This window comes from Pseudomonas fluorescens, from assembly GCF_001307275.1.
Lineage (GTDB): Bacteria > Pseudomonadota > Gammaproteobacteria > Pseudomonadales > Pseudomonadaceae > Aquipseudomonas > Aquipseudomonas fluorescens_AA.
The window spans coordinates 1,324,467-1,343,332 of sequence record NZ_CP012831.1; the positions used below are offsets into that span (position 1 = coordinate 1,324,467).

Sequence of the window (18,866 nt, forward strand, 5' to 3'; positions counted from 1 at the left end):
CTTCTTATGGGCGCTTCGCACCCAAGCGGGAGCAAGCTCCCTCGCCACAATGAGTCAGGCGAATCTCTCGCTTTCGATCAAGCCATCACGGGCTTCATAAGCCAGCCGCACCGGGGCGAACGAGCGCCGGTGGATCGGCGTCGGCCCCAGGCGCGCCAGGGCTTCCAGATGAACGGGGGTCGGGTAGCCCTTGTGGCTGCCGATGCCGTAGCCTGGGTAGATCAATTCGAAAGCCGCCATTTCCCGGTCACGACTGACCTTCGCCAGGATCGAGGCCGCCGCGATGGCCGGCACCTTGCCGTCGCCCTGGATGACCGCTTCGGCGCGCATCGACAGTTTCGGGCAGCGATTGCCATCGATCATCGCCAGCTTCGGCGTGATGTGCAGGCCCTGCACCGCACGCTGCATGGCGAGCATGGTGGCGTGGAGGATATTGAGTTCATCGATCTCTTCGACTTCGGCCCGGGCGATGCACCAGCTCAGGGCTTTCTCGCAGATTTCGTCGTAGAGTTTTTCGCGACGGGCTTCGGTGAGCTTCTTCGAATCATTGAGCCCCAGGATCGGCCGGTTCGGGTCGAGAATCACCGCCGCCGTCACCACCGCGCCGCACAATGGGCCGCGCCCCACTTCATCGACACCGGCCACCAGTTCTTCCACTTCGGCAACCAGGTTGAAGTCCAGGCCCATCTGTAGCTTTACGTTGCTCATGGTTTTGCGCCAATCAGGGTCAGTACCGCGTCAGCCGCCTGGTTGGAGGCATCGCGACGCAGGGTACGGTGAATTTCGTCAAAGCCGCGAGTCTGTTCCTCGCCGCCGTCGATCAAGGGCGAGAGCGTGCTGGCCAGCGCCTCGGCGGTCGCATCGTCCTGCAGCAGCTCCGGCACCAACAGGCGTTGGGCCAGCAGGTTCGGCAAGGACACGTAGGGGCTCTTGACCATGCGCTTGAGAATCCAGAACGTCAGCGGCGCCAGGCGATAAGCGACCACCATCGGGCGTTTGTACAACAACGCCTCAAGGGTAGCAGTGCCGGAGGCAATCAACACCGCATCACAGGCCGCCAACGCGTCGTGGGAACGGCCGTCGAGCAACGTCACCGGCAAATCGCGACCGACCAGCAGGGCTTCCAGCTGGACGCGACGCTGCGGGCTGGCACACGGCAGGACAAAACGCACACCAGGGCGCAGCGCCAGAAGGCGTTCGGCGGCGTCGAAAAAAAGGCCACCCAGGCGACTCACTTCGCCGCCCCGGCTGCCGGGCATCAAGGCCACCAGCGGCCCGTCGGGCAAGCCCAACGCCTGGCGGGCGGCCTCGCGGTCGGCTTCCAGGGGAATGGTATCGGCCAGGGTGTGCCCGACAAACCGCACCGGCACGCCCTTCTCTTCGTAGAACCTGGCCTCGAACGGCAGCAGCGTCAGCATCAGGTCGCAGCCTTCGCGGATCTTCAGCACCCGCTTCTGCCGCCAGGCCCAGACCGACGGGCTGACGTAGTGCACGGTCTTGATCCCGGCCTGACGCAATTTGAGTTCGATAGTGAGGGTGAAATCCGGCGCATCGATGCCGATGAACACATCCGGTTTTTCTTCGATCAGGGTCTGGATCAGTTTCTTGCGCCGTGCCAGCAGCTCGCGCAAGCGACCGAGCACTTCCACCAGCCCCATCACTGACAGGCGTTCCATCGGAAAATAGGAGGTCAGGCCTTCGGCCTGCATCAACGGCCCACCGACCCCGATGAACTCAACCGCGGGGTGCTGCGCCTTGAGCGCTCGCATCAGACCCGCGCCCAGAATGTCACCGGAAGCCTCTCCCGCCACCAGTGCAACGCGCACGTTAGCCATGGTCAGCGAGTGATGCCGCGGGTCGAAGACTGGATGGAGTCGCGGAAGATCGCGACTTCCGGGTATTGCGCCGACGCCTCGGCCAGTTCGGCGAGCGCCTGTTCGACGGTCAGGCCCTGGCGGTACACCACCTTGTAGGCGCGACGCAGGGCTGTAATCGCCTCTTCGCTGAAACCACGACGGCGCATGCCTTCGAAGTTCATGCTGCGGGCTTCGGCCGGGTTGCCGAACACCGTGACATAGGCCGGGACGTCCTTGCCGATGGCGGTGCCCATGCCAGAGAAGCTGTGGGCGCCGATATGGCAATACTGGTGCACCAGGGTGAACCCGGACAGGATGGCCCAATCGTCCACGTGTACATGGCCGGCCAACGCGGTGTTGTTGACCAGGATGCAGTGGTTGCCAATCACGCTGTCATGGCCGATGTGTGCGTAAGCCATGATCAGGTTGTGGTCGCCCAGGGTCGTTTCGGAACGATCCTGGACGGTGCCACGGTGAATCGTCACGCCTTCGCGGATCACGTTGTGATCGCCGATGACCAGACGGGTTTCTTCACCTTTGTACTTGAGATCGGGCGTGTCCTCGCCTACCGAAGAAAACTGGTAGATGCGGTTGTGCCGACCAATCCGGGTCGGCCCCTTGAGAATTACGTGGGGACCGATCACCGTACCCTCGCCGATTTCCACACCTGCGCCGACAATCGACCACGGGCCGACCTCGACATCGGCGGCCAGGACGGCCGTCGGATCGATGATTGCGCGAGGGTCAATCAAACTCATAGTTTGCGTTCCGCACAGATGATTTCAGCGGAGCAGACTGGCTTGCCGTCGACCGAAGCCTGGCATTCGAATTTCCAGATCTGGCGCTTGCAACTGATGAACTTGGCTTCGAGGATCAACTGGTCGCCCGGGGTGACCGGCTGGCGAAAGCGCAGCTTGTCGGAACCGACGAAGTAATAGAGCGTGCCGTCGGCAGGCTTGACGTCGAGCATTTTGAAACCAAGGATCCCGGCAGCCTGGGCCATCGCCTCGATGATCAGGACGCCCGGCATGATTGGATGCGCGGGGAAGTGACCATTGAAGAACGGCTCGTTGATGCTGACATTCTTATAGGCGCGAATGCGCTTGCCTTCAACGTCCAGGTCCACCACCCGATCCACCAGCAGGAACGGGTAACGGTGAGGCAGGTATTCGCGAATCTCGTTGATGTCCATCATTTCGGGGGGAAGCCTATGTAAAGATTGGGAGCGCACGAGTGACGCGCACTCCGCTAGCAAATCAAGATGCCCTAACGGCTGTGCACACTTGATATGGAAATGGTATCAGCCATCTGATGAAGCATTGCCGCCAGGGGTCACGTCCCCTACACGCTTTTCCACCTGCTTGAGGCGCCGCGCGATGTCGTCGAGCTGGCGGATACGCGCCGCGCTCTTGCGCCATTCGGCTGCCGGTTGCATGGCTGTGCCGGAAGAATAGGCACCCGGCTCGGTAATCGAGTGGGTCACCATGGTCATCCCGGTCAGGAACACGTTGTCACAGATGTCGATATGGCCCACCAGGCCCACGCCACCGGCGAGCATGCAGTGCTTGCCGATCTTGGTGCTGCCGGAGATGCCCACGCAGGCGGCCATGGCGGTGTGGTCACCGACCTGGACGTTGTGGGCGATCTGGATCTGGTTGTCGAGCTTGACGCCATTGCCGATGACCGTGTCGGCCAGGGCCCCGCGGTCGATCGCGGTGTTGACGCCGATTTCCACGTCATCGCCAATGGTGACGCCACCGATCTGGGCGATCTTCTGCCAGATGCCTTTCTCGTTGGCAAAACCGAACCCTTCGCCACCCAGCACGGCGCCGGACTGGATCACCACCCGCTTGCCGATGCGCACATCGTGGTACAGGGTGACCCGTGGGGCCAGCCAGCCACCTTCGCCGATCTCGCTGCGTGCGCCAATGACGCAATGGGCACCCAGCGTGACGCCCGCACCAATGCGGGCCGCACTTTCGATGACCACGAACGGACCGACGCTGGCCGTGGGATCGACCACGGCATCCGCCGCGATCACCGCGCTGGGATGAATACCAGCAGCCGACTTGGGCTTGGGATCGAACAGATGGGAAATTCGCGCATACGCCAGGTACGGATCGGGCACGATCAGGGCGTCGCCGGCAAACCCTTCGGCATCGGCAGCCTTGAGCAACAGCGCGGCGGCCCGGCTATCGGCCAGATACTTGCGATACTGAGGATTTGCCAGGAAGCTCAACTGAGCTGGGCCAGCCTCTTGCAAAGTGGCTAGCCCAGTAATTGCCTTCTCCGGGTCGCCACGCAGGGTGGCGCCGAGGAACTCGGCCAACTGGCCAAGCTTGATGGTCGCTGTCATGGATTACTTCAGCTGATTCATGCGCTCGATAACCTGGCGCGTGATGTCGTATTGAGGCTTGACATCGATCACTGCGCCACGCTCGAACACCAGGTCAAAACCACCTTTCTTGATGACTTCTTCCACGGCGCTGTCGAGCTTCGGCTTGAGTTGCTTGAGCATTTCGCGGTCGGCAACGGCTTTCGCTTCGTTCAGCTCCTTGGACTGGAACTGGAAGTCACGGGCCTTTTGCTTGAATTCAAGCTCCAGACGCTCGCGCTCGCCCTGGGCCATCTTGTCGCCACCGGCGACCAGACGATCCTGGATGCCCTTGGCGCTGCTTTCCAGGCCTTTGAGCTTGGTCAGTTGCGGGCCGAATTTTTTCTCCGCATCCACGGCGTACTTCTTCGCCGCGTCGGATTCCAGCAGGGCCATCTGATAATTCAGCACGGCAATCTTCATGTCGGCAAAAGCCGGACCGGCGACCAGTACGGTCGCCAGGAGAACCAATTGAGTCAACTTACGCACGATGCACTCCTACAAAATCCATTGTCGTTGTCATGGGTCAGACGCTTAGAACGTCTGGCCGAGGGAGAATTGGAACACTTGGGTTTCAGCGTCATCCGGCTTCTTGATCGGCATCGCCAGCGCGAAACTCAAAGGACCCAGCGCGGTGACCCAAGTCACGCCCACACCGACGGAACTGGCCAGGTTGCTCAGGCTGATGTCGTTGCACTTTGTGTCGGACTTGGTGCCGTTGGCGTTGGTGGTGTCACTGCAACTTGAATCGAAAACGTTACCCACGTCCCAGAATACCGAGGTACGCAGGGAGCGTTGATCCTTGACGAACGGCATTGGGAACAGCACCTCAAGGCCACCCTGGATAAGGACATTGCCACCGAACGGCAGTGGATCCTGGTCCGGGTCTCTAATGGTGCCCGGGTTATTGCCCTGACTCGGCGTACTGCGCGGGCCCAGGGTACTGTCCTTGAAGCCACGTACCGAGTTGAAACCACCGGCGTAGTAATTCTCGTAGAACGGCAGGCCATCGGTCGAGCCGTAGCCGTCACCATAGCCCAGCTCGGTGTGCAGGCGCATGGTGTAGTTGTCAGACAGCGGCTGGAACAACTGGCCACGGTAGTCGAGCTTGAAGAACGACAGGTCACTGCCAGGGGTGGTGGTTTCGAACACCAGGCTCTGGGAATGGCCACGGGTCGCCAGCACGCCCTTGTTCAGGGTCGACTCGGACCAGCCGGCGGACGCCTTGAAGTTCAGGTAGCTGTCGCCTTCCTTGTTAACGAAGTCGAAGATCTCGTCGACGGTGTAGCGACCGGTGTTGATCTTGTCCTGCTGGGCGGTGAGGCCGAAGGTCAGGCGCGAGGTCTCGCTGATCGGGTAGCCGATGTTGGCGCCGACACCGTAGCTGTCCACCGCATAGCTGGAGATGTCAGAGTCCAGCTCGTCGTAGTCGGTGGTGCGGTAGAAGGCGTTGTAGCCCAGGCTCACGCCGTCAGCGGTCCAGTAGGGGTCCACGAAACCGAAGTTATAGCGGGTCTGGTATTCGCTACGGGTCAAGCCGATGCTGACCTTGTTACCGGTACCCAGGAAGTTGTTCTGGGTGATCGAGCCACCGAGGATCAGGCCGGCGCTCTGGGCAAAACCGACGCTGGCGGTGATCGAGCCGGAAGCCTGCTCTTCGACGCTGTAGTTCACATCGACCTGGTCATCGACGCCCGGCACGGCCGGTGTCTCGACGTTGACTTCCTTGAAGAAGCCCAGGCGCTCCAGGCGGGTCTTGGACTGGTCGATCAGGTAGGTCGACGCCCAGCCACCTTCCATCTGGCGCATTTCACGGCGCAGCACTTCGTCCTCGGACTTGGTGTTGCCACGGAAGTTGATGCGGTTGACGTAGGCACGCTTGCCCGGGTCCACGGCGAACGTGATGTCGACGGTGTGGTCTTCATCGTGCGGCTGCGGCACGCCGTTGACGTTGGCGAAGGTGTAGCCCTCGTTACCCAGGCGGCGGGTGATCAGCTCGGAGGTGGTGGTCATCAGCTTGCGCGAGAACACCTGACCCTTCTGTACCAGCAGCAGCGACTTGACCTGGTCCTCGGGAACCTTCAGGTCACCGCTGAGCTTGACGTCGCGAACGGTGTACTTCTCGCCTTCGTTGACGTTGACGGTGATGTAGACGTGCTTCTTGTCCGGGGTGATGGACACCTGGGTCGAAGCGATGTCCATGTTGATGTAGCCACGGTCCAGGTAGTAGGAACGCAGGCGCTCCAGGTCACCGGAGAGCTTTTCACGGGCGTACTTGTCGTCGTTCTTGAAGAACGACAGCCAGTTGGTGGTCTTGAGTTCGAACAGGTCGATCAGGTCTTCATCCGGGAACACCGTGTTGCCCACCACGTTGATATGCTGGATGGCCGCCACGGTGCCTTCGTTGATGTTGACCTTCAGGCCGACGCGGTTGCGCGGTTGCGGCACCACTTCGGTGTCGACGGTGGCCGAGTAGCGGCCCTGGGCAACGTACTGGCGCTGCAGCTCGTTACGCACGCCCTCGAGGGTGGCACGCTGGAAGATCTCGCCTTCGGCCAGGCCGGACTGCTTGAGGCCCTTCATCAGGTCTTCGGTGGAGATCGCCTTGTTGCCTTCGATCTCGATACTGGCGACCGACGGGCGCTCGACTACCGTGATGACCAGGACATTGCCGTCACGGCCCAGCTGGATATCTTGAAAGAAGCCGGTCTTGAACAGCGCACGCGTGGATTCCACCAGGCGCCGATCATCCGCCTGCTCGCCGACGTTCAACGGCAAGGCACCAAAGACGCTACCCGCGGAGACCCGCTGGAGGCCATTGACGCGAATATCAGAGATAGTGAAGGACTCGGCGTGAACTTCGGCGATCATCAATACGGTGAGAACCGCAGTTAGCAGCAGACGTTTCATGAAGTCCTTTCTTATTCCAACTGGCAATAAACAAACTGCCGCAAAATGCGGCAGATTCGCAATTCAGCGAAGCGTTACAGACGACCCAGATCGTTGACGAGGGCAAGCAACATGACCCCGACCACCAAGCTGATACCGATCTGTATCCCCCAACCTTGCACCCGATCCGACAAGGGACGACCACGCGCCCACTCGATCAGATAAAACAGCAGATGCCCCCCATCCAGTACCGGAATGGGCAGCAAATTCAGAACCCCCAGGCTAATGCTCAGATAAGCAAGGAAATTCAGGAAATCAGCGACGCCCGACTGGGCAGAAGCGCCCGCCACTTTAGCAATGGTTATCGGTCCACTCAAGTTTTTTACCGAGAGCTCGCCGAACAACATTTTCTTGAGCGAGTCCAGCGTCAGGATGCTCATGGTCCAGGTACGACGCGCACCCTCGCCAATCGCCGCCACTGGGCCGAAACTGACCTCGCGGATCATTTCCGGCGGCCAGTCGACCGCCTTGACGCCCGCGCCCAGGTAACCGGTCGGCGCCTTGCTCTCGCCACGGGCGGCCAGGGTTACCGGGACATCGATTGGAGCACCGTCGCGCTCGATGCGCAGCACAATTTTGGTGTCAGGACGTACACGAACCGAATCGACCACCTGCTGCCAGTCGCTGACCGGTTGGCCGTCGAGGGCCAGCAACCGATCGCCGGCCTTCAGACCAGCCGTCTGGGCCGGGCCTTTCGGATCGAGTTCGGCGAGGATCGGCGGCAAGGCCGGACGCCATGGCCGAATCCCCAGTGAACGGATCGGATCCGGCTCGTCCGCACCCTTGAGCCAGTTGTCCAAGATGAGCTCGCGAGGCGAATCCACCGTGGAGCCCTGCTCGCGCACCATCAATTGCAACGAACCGCTCTCACCCAGGCGACGGACCAGCTGCAGATTGACCGCCGCCCAGCCCGATGTCGGCTCGCCATCGATGGCGACGATTTCCTGCCCGGCACCCAGCCCGGCACGGGCGGCAACGCTACCGGCCTCTACCCCACCGATGACCGGGCGCACCTGTTCGCTGCCCAGCATGGCCAGGCCCCAGAAAAACACCATGGCCAGCAGGAAGTTGGCAATCGGCCCCGCCGCGACGATGGCAATACGCTGACGGACGGTCTTGCGATTGAAGGATTGATCGAGCTGGTCGGCCGGGACTTCACCCTCGCGCTCGTCGAGCATCTTGACGTAGCCACCCAACGGGATGGCCGCCACGACGAATTCGGTGCCTTTCTTGTCGTGCCAGCGCAGCAATGGCATGCCGAAGCCCACGGAAAAACGCAGGACCTTGACGCCACAGCGACGCGCAACCCAGAAATGACCGAATTCGTGAAAAGTGACCAACACCCCCAATGCAACCAGGGTGCCGACAATCATATAGAGCGCGCTCATCTGTTTTCTCCGCAATCCTGTCCAGGGCAACCCTGGCTAACGTATCGCAGCTTCAACGCCCGTGGCGCTGCAGCCATTGGCCCGCCAACTCACGAGCCCTGGCATCCGCCGTAAATACTGTATCGAGGTCATCGACCGAAACCACGGCCTCGAGATTCAAGACTTCCTCGATGATACTCGCGATCTCGAGGTAACGGACACGTCCATCGAGAAACGCGGCAACGGCCACTTCATTGGCAGCGTTCAACATGGCCGGCGCACTGTTGCCCGCCTCGGCCGCCTGGCGCGCCAGGCGCAGGCAGGGGAAGCGCTGCTCATCGGGCGCCTGGAAATCCAGGCGAGCGATAGCGAACAGGTCCAGCGGCGCAACGCCCGAGTCGATACGCTCCGGCCAGGCCAGGGCATTGGCGATCGGGGTGCGCATGTCCGGGTTACCCAACTGGGCCAGCACGGACCCGTCGACGTAGTCCACCAGGGAGTGAATCACGCTCTGGGGGTGAATGACCACCTCGACCTGCGACGGCTTGGCATCAAACAGCCAGCAGGCCTCGATCAGTTCCAGGCCCTTGTTCATCATGCTGGCCGAATCCACGGAAATCTTGCGCCCCATGGACCAGTTCGGATGGGCACAGGCCTGTTCGGGTGAAACATGCACCAATTCTTCCAGCGGCGTCTGCCGGAACGGACCACCGGAGGCTGTCAGCAAAATCCGCCGGACACCTACCGCGCCGAGACCACGGGAAAAATCCCGCGGCATGCATTGAAAAATCGCATTGTGCTCGCTGTCGATCGGCAACAACACCGAGCCGCTCTTGCGTACAGCCTGCATGAACAGCGCGCCGGACATCACCAGCGCCTCTTTATTGGCCAGCAGGATCTTCTTGCCGGCCTCCACCGCCGCGAGGGTCGGACGCAGGCCCGCCGCACCGACGATCGCCGCCATCACGGCATCGACTTCAGGGTCGGCAGCCACTTGGCAAAGGCCTTCCTCCCCTACCAGCACACGGGTTTGCAGGCCGGCTGCGCGCAAATCGTCCTGCAACGCCCGCGCCACGCCAACCTCAGGCACCACGGCAAACCGCGGGGTGTGGCGAATGCACAACGCCAGCAATTCGCTCAAACGCGTGAAGCCACTGAGGGCGAACACCTGGTAGCGCTCCGGATGCCGGCCAATGACGTCAAGCGTACTGAGGCCAATCGAACCGGTCGCGCCAAGGACAGTGATCTGCTGGGGGCGACTCACGATGCCGCCATCCACAACAGCACGGCAAAGATCGGGATCGCGGCAGTCAGGCTGTCGATGCGATCCAGCACACCCCCGTGACCGGGCAACAGGTTACTGCTGTCCTTGATCCCGGACTGACGCTTGAACATGCTTTCGGTCAGGTCACCGACCACCGACACGAATACGATCAGGGCGGCGCCAATAAGGCCTATGAACAGTTGCGCGACCGTCCAGTCCCGCACGAAACCGACCACCGTGGTGATCACCAGGCTCAAGACCAGGCCACCATAGACCCCTTCCCAGCTCTTGCCTGGGCTGACTTGCGGCGCGAGCTTGCGCTTGCCGAAGGCCCGACCGGAGAAGTAGGCGCCAACGTCGGCCCCCCAGACCAGTACCATCACGGCCATGATCTGCCAGTTGCCCAACGGGCCTTGCTTGATCCAGATCAGCCCCTGCCAGGCCGGCAGCAGGATCAACAGGCCGATCACCAGCTTGGTCGCCGTATTGGCCCAATGATGCGTGGTCCGTGGATAGGTCAGGACCAGGAAGGTCGCCGTCGCCCACCACAGCACCGCGGCACCCAGCACCCATGGCGCGAGGCCGGGCACCACGTACATGATGAACAGCATGGCCGCCACGGCCACCGCATAGGTCACGCGCGCCGACTGCGCAGGGAAACCCGCCAGCCGCGCCCACTCCCACGCGCCCAAGGTCACGACCAGCCCGATGAACAGCGCAAAGCTGCCACCGTCGAGCAGGAAGAAACCACCCAGGGCGATAGGCAACAGGATCAAGGCAGTGATGATTCGTTGTTTAAGCATTAAACCCGGGCTCCAGCTTCGATCTGCTCGCTCGTTTTACCGAAGCGACGCTGACGGGAAGCGAAATCGGCCAGTGCGGTACGCATGGCTTCGTGTTTGAAGTCCGGCCAGAACAGGTCGGAGAAGTACAACTCGGCATAAGCCAACTGCCAGAGCAGGAAGTTGCTGATGCGATGCTCGCCACCGGTACGGATGCACAGGTCCGGCAATGGCAGGTCACCGGTCGCCAGGCAGGTCTGCAACAGTTCAGGAGTGATGTCTTCCGGGCGCAAGTGCCCGGCCTGGACTTCCCGCGCCAACCGCTGGGCAGCCTGGGCAATGTCCCACTGGCCACCGTAGTTGGCGGCGATCTGCAGGACGAACCGATTTGTGCCCGCCGTCGCAGCCTCGGCTTCGCGCATCGCAGCCTGCAATTCAGGATGGAAGCGCGAGCGATCACCGATGATGCGCAAGCTGATCTTGTTGTCGTTGAGGCGCTTGGCCTCACGACGCAGGGCCTTGAGGAACAAGTCCATCAAGGCACTGACTTCATCGGCCGGCCGCTGCCAGTTCTCGCTGGAGAAGGCGAACAGGGTCAGCACCTCGACCCCCGCCTCGGCGCACACCTCGATGACCGCACGAACCGCATCGACCCCCGCCTTGTGCCCGGCGACGCCAGGCATAAAGCGTTTCTTGGCCCAGCGGTTGTTGCCGTCCATGATGATCGCCACGTGGCGCGGAACCGCGAACGGCACGGCCTGCTTGGTCTTTTCCATGAAAACGAGACCCTTATACGGCCATCAGGTCTTTTTCTTTCTCGTCCGTGGCCTTGGTGATCTGGGCCTCGGATTCTTTGGTCAGCTTATCGATATCAGCGATGGCACGACGCTCTTCGTCTTCACTGATTTCCTTATCCTTGACCAACTTCTTCAGCTCACCCAACGCGTCACGACGGATATTGCGCACAGCAACACGCGCATCTTCCGCTGCGCTACGGGCTTGTTTGGTGAAGCCTTTGCGCGTTTCCTCGGTGAGGGCCGGCATCGGGATCAGCAGCAGCTCCCCCAAGTTAGTTGGGTTGAGGTTCAGACCGGCACTCTGGATCGCCTTGTCTACAGCAGCGAGCATGTTGCGCTCGAAAGCCACGACCTGCAGGGTGCGCGAGTCTTTCACGGTGACGTTGGCAACGCTGCTCAGCGGTGTGTCAGTGCCGTAGTAAGGCACCATGACGCTGCCGAGGATACTGGGGTGAGCCTTGCCGGTACGAATCTGGCCGAATGCGTGGTTCAGAGAGTCCAGGGATTTCTGCATGCGCTCTTGAGCGTCTTTTTTGATTTCATTGATCATTGTTGAACTTCCTCGATCAGTGTTCCTTCGGCGCCGCCATGGACGATATTCAACAGGGCACCGGGCTTGTTCATGTTAAAGACGCGCAGCGGCATCTTGTGGTCGCGGCACAGGCAGATAGCCGTCAGGTCCATGACACCCAGCTTGCGATCCAGCACTTCATCGTAGGTCAGATGATCGAACTTCTCGGCATGCGGGTCTTTGAACGGGTCAGCGGTATAGACGCCATCGACCTTGGTCGCCTTGAGCACGACATCGGCATCGATCTCGATCGCGCGCAGGCAGGCGGCCGAATCCGTGGTGAAGAACGGATTACCGGTACCGGCGGCAAAAATCACCACTTCCTTGGCGTTGAGGTGGCGCATGGCTTTGCGACGATCGTAGTGATCGGTCACGCCAACCATGGAAATGGCCGACATCACGATGGCCGAGATATTGGCACGCTCCAACGCATCGCGCATAGCCAGGGCGTTCATCACAGTGGCCAGCATGCCCATGTGGTCGCCCGTGACCCGATCCATGCCGGCCGCGCTCAGCGCCGCGCCACGGAACAGGTTGCCGCCGCCGATGACCAGGCCGACCTGAACGCCGATCCCGACCAACTGGCCAACTTCCAGGGCCATGCGATCCAGCACTTTCGGATCGATCCCGAACTCTTCCGAGCCCATCAGGGCCTCGCCGCTAAGCTTGAGTAGAATGCGTTTATAGCGAGCCTGATAACCACTGCCCTGCTGAGCCATTGCGAATCTCTCCTGCGGCGTATGTGTTCAAAAAATTCTTTGCAGGCTGTTTGCAGCCTGCGCTCACTCTAGCCTTTGCACGAAAAGTGCCTGCGCGACGATCATACTGCGTTGAAAACTGGCTCGGAATGCTCATTTACAACCAGTAAACTCCGCTTCCTCGCCAGTTTTCGCCTTGTCTGATCGCCGCTCGGCGACTTTTCGTACAAAGCCAAGCTTGACGCTGACACAGCGCCATCGGAACACGGCTTTGTAAGCCAGTTCCGACAGGAAACCAATAAAAATCGGCATCCCCATCCGAAAAGAGGCTGCGCGCGTTAAGCGGGCAGCCTCTTCAGGGCGACAGTTGTAAAAACCGTCTTATTGCTTGCTGGCAGCAGCTACCTGGGCAGCAACTTCAGCAGCGAAGTCATCAACCGGCTTCTCGATGCCTTCGCCTACTTTGAAGTAGGTGAACGAAACGATTTCAGCACCGGCTTTCTTCGCCAGGTCGCCAACCTTGATTTCCGGGTTCTTGACGAAAGCCTGCTCAACCAGGCTGGCTTCGGCCAGGAACTTGGAGATACGGCCGCTGACCATTTTTTCTGCGATTTCAGCAGGCTTGCCTTTCAGCTTCTCTTCGTTCAGCTGCAGGAAAACGCCCTTCTCGCGCTCGATCGCTTCAGCCGAAACGTCCGAAGGCAGCAGGAACTCAGGGTTGGTAGCTGCCACGTGCATGGCGATGTCTTTCGCCAGCTCGGTGTCGCCACCCTTCAGGACAACCGCAACACCGATCTTGTTGCCGTGCAGGTAGGTACCGACCACGTCACCTTCAACGCGAACCAGGCGGCGGATGTTGACGTTTTCGCCGGTCTTGCCGACCAGGACCAGGCGCGCTTCTTCCTGGGACTCGATCAGCGGAGCTGCGTCGGTCAGTTTGTCAGCGAAGGCTTTCTCGACGCTGGCAGCGACGAATGCCTTGAAGTCATCCTGCAGAGCCAGGAAGTCGGTCTGGGAGTTGACTTCCAGCAGAACGGCAGCCTTGCCGTCGTCCTTGATGGCGATGGCGCCTTCAGCGGCCACGTTGCCGGCTTTCTTGGCAGCCTTGATGGCGCCCGAAGCACGCATGTCATCAATGGCTTTCTCGATGTCGCCGCCAGCCTTGGTCAAGGCTTTCTTGCAATCCATCATGCCTTCGCCGGTACGCTCGCGCAGTTCTTTGACCAACGCTGCAGTAATCTCTGCCATTTCAAAATCCTCTTGGATAGGTTTTCAACCATTCCACCCGATCGAACGGGCGATCAATTCTTCCTGGAAAACCATTGCTTATAGGCCGCGGCAGGTTACAAACAGGTCACTGCGCTGGCGGCAAATGGTTTTCGAGGTGGCAAAAAGGGGGCCAAGCCCCCTTTTTGCTTACTGAGTCAACGCCAGGGGCGTCAATTACTCAGCGGCTGCTGCCGGAGCTTCTTCAGCGAAGACTTCGGTGCCGCCATTCACGTTGTTGCGACCACGGATCACAGCGTCAGCCATCGAACCCATGTACAGCTGGATGGCGCGGATGGCGTCATCGTTGCCTGGGATGATGTAGTCAACGCCTTCCGGGCTGCTGTTGGTATCGACAACGCCGATGACCGGGATACCCAGCTTGTTGGCTTCGGTGATCGCGATGCGCTCGTGATCAACGTCGATCACGAACAGTGCGTCAGGCAGACCGCCCATGTCCTTGATACCGCCCAGGGAGCGGTCCAGCTTCTCAAGATCGCGAGTGCGCATCAGCGCTTCTTTCTTGGTCAGCTTGGCGAAAGTACCGTCTTCGGACTGGACTTCAAGGTCACGCAGACGCTTGATGGAAGCGCGAATGGTCTTGAAGTTGGTCAGCATGCCGCCCAACCAGCGGTGATCCACGTACGGCGAACCGCAACGTGCTGCTTCTTCAGCAACGATCTTGCCAGCGGAACGCTTGGTGCCGACGAACAGAATCTTGTTTTTGCCCTGGGCCAGGCGCTCTACGAAGGTCAGTGCTTCGTTGAACATCGGCAGGGTTTTTTCAAGGTTGATGATGTGAATCTTGTTACGCGCGCCGAAAATGTACTTGCCCATTTTCGGGTTCCAGTAACGGGTCTGGTGACCGAAGTGCACACCGGCCTTCAGCATATCGCGCATGTTGACTTGGGACATGATAGTTCCTTGATAAGTCGGGTTTGGCCTCCACGTATCCCAATGACCAACCAGCGGCTATATAAGCCGAGGCACCCAGGTCATCGTGTCGACACGTGTGTGGATTTAAGCTTACGGGGTCATCCCCGGAAAGCGGCGCATTTTATACCACAGCAAGGGCGAAAACGGAACATGGATTCTGAAATCCTCTGTGGCGAGGGGATTGTGGGAGCAAGGCTTGCCCTAATGTCGTTCAGCTAAGCCGCAAACCTGTGGGAGCAAAGCTTGCTCGCGATTGGGGCAGGTCAGTCTACAACGGTGTCGACCGGTCTACCGCTATCGCGAGCAAGCTTTGCTCCCACTCGCCCTCGCCACAGAGTTCCAGGCCGGGAGCGCTTTGCCCCGATGGTCTGTTAGAATCGCGTTTTCAGGGCCGCGCTGGTCATCATCCGCCGCCCATTTCGTTTTGAACAGCGCCGTCGGGCGCAGAGAGAGCCTGTATGACCGTTACCCTCAAGACACCCGAGGACATCGCCAAAATGCGTGTCGCCGGCAAACTCGCCGCCGAAGTGCTGGAGATGATCGCCGACTACGTCAAGCCGGGCGTGACCACCGAAGAGCTGGACCGCATCTGCCACGACTACATCGTCAACGAGCAGAAGGCCATCCCGGCGCCGCTCAACTATAAAGGCTTCCCGAAGTCGATCTGTACCTCGATCAACCACGTGGTCTGCCACGGCATCCCCAACGAAAAACCGTTGAAGGATGGCGACACCCTGAACATCGACGTCACCGTCATCAAGGACGGCTATCACGGCGACACCAGCCGCATGTTCCATGTCGGCAACGTGCCGGAGTGGGCCCAGCGCCTGTCCAAGGTCACCCAGGAATGCATGTACATGGCCATCGAACTGGTGAAGCCGGGCTGCCGCCTGGGGGACATCGGCGAAGTGATCCAGAAGCACGCCCAGAAGAACGGCTTCTCGGTGGTGCGCGAGTTCTGCGGCCACGGCATCGGCAAGGTGTTCCACGAAGAACCGCAGATCCTGCACTACGGCCGTGCCGGCACCGGCATGGAACTGCAGGCGGGCATGACCTTCACCATCGAGCCGATGATCAACCAGGGCCGCGCCGACACCAAGGTGCTGGGCGACGGCTGGACCGCCATCACCAAGGACCGCAAGCTGTCGGCCCAGTGGGAACACACCCTGCTGGTCACCGAGACGGGCTATGAAATCTTCACCCTGCGTAGCGATGACACCATCGCGCGCGTTTCCGCCTGATCCGAACCCAGCCTATAGATCCGATAGATATAGATAGAAAGGAAAGCCATTCAATGCCGCAGGTGGATCCCGAACTCTTCGACCGCGGCCAGTTCCAGGCTGAACTGGCCCTGAAGGCAAGCCCCATCTCGGCGTTCAAGAAGGCAATCCGCCAGGCCCACGAAGTGCTCGACCAGCGCTTTCGCAATGGCCGGGACATTCGCCGGCTGATCGAGGACCGCGCCTGGTTCGTCGATAACATCCTGCAAAAGGCCTGGGAGCAGTTCGATTGGAGCGAAGACGCCGACATCGCCCTGGTGGCGGTGGGCGGCTATGGGCGCGGGGAGCTGCACCCCTACTCCGACATCGACCTGCTGATCCTGCTGGACAGCGCCGACCATGAGGTTTTCCGCGATTCCATCGAGCGTTTCCTGACGCTGCTGTGGGACATCGGCCTGGAGGTCGGCCAGAGCGTGCGCTCGGTGCAGGAATGCGCCGAGGAGGCCCGTGCCGACCTGACGGTAATCACCAACCTGATGGAAAGCCGCACCATCGCCGGCCCCGAGCGCCTGCGCCAGCGCATGCTGGATGTCACCAGCACAGAGCACATGTGGCCCAGCAAGGATTTTTTCCTGGCCAAGCACGCCGAGCAGAAGGCCCGCCACCACAAGTACAACGACACCGAATACAACCTGGAACCCAACGTCAAGGGCTCGCCCGGCGGGCTGCGGGACATCCAGACGATCCTGTGGGTCGCCCGTCGCCAGTACGGCACGCTGAACCTGCGCGCCCTGGCCGGCGAAGGTTTCCTGGTGGAAAGCGAAAACGCCTTGCTGGCCTCGTCCCAGGAATTCCTGTGGAAGGTCCGCTACGCCCTGCACATGCTCGCCGGGCGCTCCGAAGACCGCCTGCTGTTCGATCACCAACGCTCCATCGCCGGTCTGTTGGGTTTCGAGGGGCAGGATGCCAAGCAGTCCATCGAAAACTTCATGCAGCAGTACTACCGCGTGGTGATGAGCATCGCCCAGCTCAGCGAACTGATCATCCAGCACTTCGAGGAAGTCATCCTCGCACCCGAAGACGAGGAGCCGCCGCAGCCGATCAACTCACGCTTCCAACTGCACGACGGCTACATCGAAGCGCGCAACGCCAATGTGTTCCGCCGCACGCCCTTCGCCATGCTCGAGATCTTCGTGCTCATGGCCCAGCAGCCGGAAATCAAGGGCGTACGCGCCGACACCATCCGCCTGCTGCGGGAAAACCGTCATCTGATCGATGAAGATTTCCGTCACGACATCCGCAACACCAGCCTCTTCATCGAGTTGTTCAAGTGCAAGATCGGCGTGCACCGCAACCTGCGCCGGATGAACCGCTACGGGATTCTCGGGCGTTATTTGCCGGAGTTCGGCTTCATCGTCGGACAGATGCAGCACGACCTGTTCCACATCTATACGGTCGATGCCCACACGCTGAACCTGATCAAGCATCTGCGTAAGCTGCAGTACACCCAGGTGTCGGAGAAATTCCCGCTGGCCAGCAAGCTCATGGGCAAGCTGCCCAAGCCCGAGCTGATCTACATGGCCGGGCTGTACCACGACATCGGCAAGGGCCGCCAGGGCGACCACTCCGAGATTGGCGCGGTGGATGCCGAGGCGTTCTGCCAGCGCCATCAACTGCCGCTGTGGGACAGCCGGCTGATCGTCTGGCTGGTGCAGAACCACCTGGTGATGTCCACCACCGCCCAGCGCAAGGACTTGTCCGACCCGCAGGTGATCCACGACTTCGCCCAGATCGTCGGCGATGAAACGCGCCTGGATTACCTCTACGTGCTGACCGTGGCCGACATCAACGCCACCAACCCGAGCCTGTGGAACTCCTGGCGCGCCAGCCTGTTGCGCCAGCTCTACACCGAGACCAAGCGGGCCTTGCGCCGCGGCCTGGAAAACCCGGTGGACCGCGAAGAACAGATCCGCCGCACCCAAAGCGCGGCCCTGGACATCCTGGTACGCGGCGGCACCGATCCGGACGATGTCGAGCAGCTCTGGTCGCAATTGGGCGATGACTATTTCCTGCGCCACACCGCCGGCGACGTGGCCTGGCACAGCGACGCGATCCTGCAGCAACCGGCCGATGGCGGGCCGCTGGTGCTGATCAAGGAAACCACCCAGCGCGAGTTCGAGGGCGGCACGCAGATCTTCATCTATGCCCCGGACCAGCACGACTTCTTCGCCGTGACCGTGGCGGCGATGGACCAGCTCAACCTCAACATCCATGACGCCCGGGTCATCACCTCCAGCAGCCAGTTCACCCTCGACACCTACATCGTGCTCGACACCGACGGCGACTCGATTGGCGACAACCCGGCGCGGGTCAAGCAGATTCGCGACGGCCTCACCGAAGCCCTGCGCAACCCGGCGGACTACCCGACCATCATCCAGCGCCGGGTGCCGCGACAACTCAAGCATTTTGCGTTTGCGCCACAGGTGACGATCCACAACGACGCCCAGCGCCAGGTCACCGTGCTGGAACTCAGCGCCCCGGACCGCCCGGGCCTGCTGGCGCGGATCGGCCATATTTTCCTGGAGTTCGACCTGTCGCTGCAAAATGCCAAGATCGCCACCCTCGGCGAACGGGTAGAAGACGTGTTTTTCATCACCGACGCTCACAACCAGCCGCTGTCCGATCCGCAACTGTGCAGCCGCCTGCAGGAGGCCATCGTCCGGCACCTGAGCGTCAACCAGGAACCCGATGCTCACCTGACACGCATCAGCATCTGAACGAACAAT

General features: G+C 60.8%; 17 protein-coding genes. 2 read left to right on the forward strand and 15 right to left on the reverse strand.

From position 1 onward, the window contains the following. Positions 1–54: 54 nt before the first annotated feature. The 15 genes from rnhB to rpsB all read right to left on the reverse strand — a co-directional run bounded on the left by rnhB (position 55) and on the right by rpsB (position 14,839). A complete protein-coding gene (gene rnhB, locus AO356_RS05980; RefSeq protein ID WP_060738993.1) occupies positions 55–708 on the reverse strand; it encodes a ribonuclease HII in 654 nt (217 codons plus the stop codon). Continuing rightward, on the reverse strand, positions 705–1,835 hold the full coding sequence (gene lpxB, locus AO356_RS05985) for a lipid-A-disaccharide synthase (RefSeq protein ID WP_060738994.1): 1,131 nt from the start codon (positions 1,833–1,835) through the stop codon (positions 705–707). Before lpxB ends, rnhB begins: the two co-directional genes overlap by 4 nt. A gap of 2 nt (positions 1,836–1,837) precedes the next feature. Continuing rightward, positions 1,838–2,614, reverse strand: a complete 777-nt coding sequence (gene lpxA / locus AO356_RS05990) for an acyl-ACP--UDP-N-acetylglucosamine O-acyltransferase (RefSeq protein ID WP_053118863.1) — start codon at positions 2,612–2,614, stop codon at positions 1,838–1,840. Further along, the gene (gene fabZ, locus AO356_RS05995; protein WP_003184897.1) at positions 2,611–3,051 is read right to left on the reverse strand and encodes a 3-hydroxyacyl-ACP dehydratase FabZ; all 441 of its coding nucleotides are present in this window, start codon (positions 3,049–3,051) and stop codon (positions 2,611–2,613) included. The genes lpxA and fabZ overlap by 4 nt, the downstream gene beginning before the upstream one ends. A 105-nt stretch (positions 3,052–3,156) precedes the next feature. Beyond that, the gene (gene lpxD, locus AO356_RS06000; RefSeq protein ID WP_060738995.1) at positions 3,157–4,212 is read right to left on the reverse strand and encodes a UDP-3-O-(3-hydroxymyristoyl)glucosamine N-acyltransferase; all 1,056 of its coding nucleotides are present in this window, start codon (positions 4,210–4,212) and stop codon (positions 3,157–3,159) included. Positions 4,213–4,215: 3 nt separating this feature from the next. Continuing rightward, positions 4,216–4,719 (reverse strand): OmpH family outer membrane protein, encoded by a 504-nt coding sequence (locus AO356_RS06005; protein WP_003184901.1) that lies wholly within the window; start codon positions 4,717–4,719, stop codon positions 4,216–4,218. Positions 4,720–4,764: 45 nt separating this feature from the next. Continuing rightward, a complete protein-coding gene (gene bamA, locus AO356_RS06010) occupies positions 4,765–7,140 on the reverse strand; it encodes an outer membrane protein assembly factor BamA (RefSeq protein WP_060738996.1) in 2,376 nt (791 codons plus the stop codon). Between the two features lie 74 nt (positions 7,141–7,214). Beyond that, on the reverse strand, positions 7,215–8,567 hold the full coding sequence (rseP, locus tag AO356_RS06015) for an RIP metalloprotease RseP (RefSeq protein WP_060738997.1): 1,353 nt from the start codon (positions 8,565–8,567) through the stop codon (positions 7,215–7,217). 52 nt (positions 8,568–8,619) lie between these two features. Further along, a complete protein-coding gene (ispC, locus tag AO356_RS06020) occupies positions 8,620–9,810 on the reverse strand; it encodes a 1-deoxy-D-xylulose-5-phosphate reductoisomerase (protein WP_060738998.1) in 1,191 nt (396 codons plus the stop codon). Further along, positions 9,807–10,613, reverse strand: a complete 807-nt coding sequence (locus AO356_RS06025) for a phosphatidate cytidylyltransferase (protein ID WP_060738999.1) — start codon at positions 10,611–10,613, stop codon at positions 9,807–9,809. Before AO356_RS06025 ends, ispC begins: the two co-directional genes overlap by 4 nt. Beyond that, positions 10,613–11,368, reverse strand: a complete 756-nt coding sequence (gene uppS / locus AO356_RS06030) for a polyprenyl diphosphate synthase (protein ID WP_060739000.1) — start codon at positions 11,366–11,368, stop codon at positions 10,613–10,615. The genes AO356_RS06025 and uppS overlap by 1 nt, the downstream gene beginning before the upstream one ends. 13 nt (positions 11,369–11,381) lie before the next feature. Then, positions 11,382–11,939: a ribosome recycling factor gene (gene frr / locus AO356_RS06035; protein WP_060739001.1), complete on the reverse strand. Its 558-nt coding sequence runs from the start codon at positions 11,937–11,939 to the stop codon at positions 11,382–11,384. After that, a complete protein-coding gene (gene pyrH, locus AO356_RS06040; protein WP_024779012.1) occupies positions 11,936–12,679 on the reverse strand; it encodes a UMP kinase in 744 nt (247 codons plus the stop codon). The genes frr and pyrH overlap by 4 nt, the downstream gene beginning before the upstream one ends. Before the next feature lie 360 nt (positions 12,680–13,039). Continuing rightward, positions 13,040–13,906: a translation elongation factor Ts gene (gene tsf / locus AO356_RS06045; protein WP_060739002.1), complete on the reverse strand. Its 867-nt coding sequence runs from the start codon at positions 13,904–13,906 to the stop codon at positions 13,040–13,042. Between the two features lie 195 nt (positions 13,907–14,101). After that, complete coding sequence (rpsB, locus tag AO356_RS06050) at positions 14,102–14,839, reverse strand: 30S ribosomal protein S2 (protein WP_003198231.1); 738 nt, start codon at positions 14,837–14,839, stop codon at positions 14,102–14,104. Positions 14,840–15,318: 479 nt separating this feature from the next. Between rpsB and map the strand changes: the two genes are divergently transcribed. Continuing rightward, positions 15,319–16,101: a type I methionyl aminopeptidase gene (gene map / locus AO356_RS06055; RefSeq protein ID WP_053118843.1), complete on the forward strand. Its 783-nt coding sequence runs from the start codon at positions 15,319–15,321 to the stop codon at positions 16,099–16,101. A gap of 53 nt (positions 16,102–16,154) precedes the next feature. After that, positions 16,155–18,857, forward strand: a complete 2,703-nt coding sequence (locus AO356_RS06060; protein WP_060739003.1) for a [protein-PII] uridylyltransferase — start codon at positions 16,155–16,157, stop codon at positions 18,855–18,857. The last annotated feature ends 9 nt before the right edge of the window (positions 18,858–18,866 follow it).